Origin of the sequence: Paraburkholderia sp. A1RI_3L, assembly GCF_048957895.1 — a bacterium.
Classification (GTDB): domain Bacteria; phylum Pseudomonadota; class Gammaproteobacteria; order Burkholderiales; family Burkholderiaceae; genus Paraburkholderia; species Paraburkholderia kururiensis.
Genome location: NZ_JARCHA010000063.1, coordinates 1 through 724 on the forward strand (window position 1 = coordinate 1; position 724 = coordinate 724).

A 724-nucleotide genomic window follows, 5' to 3' on the forward strand; every position below is an offset into this window, starting at 1 on the left:
CGCAGTCTCCACCAAGGTGATGGGCAGGGGAGACGGCAGCTTTGCGGCACGCAGCCGCGAGTTCGAACGCCTGAGCATCGAGAAGCAGTTCGCCGAGCGGCAACTGGCGAGTGCGCTCGCATTGCAGGAACAGGCCCGCAGCGAGGCGGCGAAAAAACAGCTCTATATCGCGCGCGTCGTGCAACCGCGTTTGCCCGATGCCGCCGAAGAACCCAAACGCCTGCGCGCCGTGCTCATCGTATTCACGATGGGGCTCGTCACCTGGGGGCTGCTTTCGCTGCTGCTTTCGGGTATCCGCGAACACACGCTGGAGTAACGCCCATGTTCGCTACTCCGTTTCGCGATTCCCTGACCATTCAGACGCGCGTCATCGCAGCGCTGTTCATGCGCGAGATCATCACGCGATTTGGGCGGCACAACATCGGCTTTCTCTGGCTGTTCGTCGAGCCCATGACGTTCACGCTCGGCATTGCGGCGCTGTGGTACATCACACGGTCCACGCACGGCCACCACGTTCCTATCGTGGAATTCGCATTGACCGGCTATTCCACGGTCCTGCTGTGGCGCAACTGCGCAACGCGCTGCGTGGGGGGGCTCACGCCCAACCTCAGCCTGCTGTTCCATCGCAACGTCAAGCCGGTCGATGTATTTCTTGCACGCATCCTGCTCGAAGTGGCCGGCGCAACCTGTTCGTTCTACGTCCTCACGCTCGTCTTCTACGTGA

General features: G+C 61.7%; 1 protein-coding gene and 1 pseudogene. Both read left to right on the forward strand.

All coding sequences use genetic code 11. The features are described from left to right. Window positions 1-316, forward strand: a pseudogene (locus PXJ20_RS32885) (hypothetical protein); the annotation flags it as partial. A 5-nt stretch (window positions 317-321) separates the two neighbouring features. Then, window positions 322-724, forward strand: a 403-nt coding sequence (locus tag PXJ20_RS32890; protein ID WP_421057513.1) for an ABC transporter permease, incomplete at its 3' end; no start/stop codon positions are given.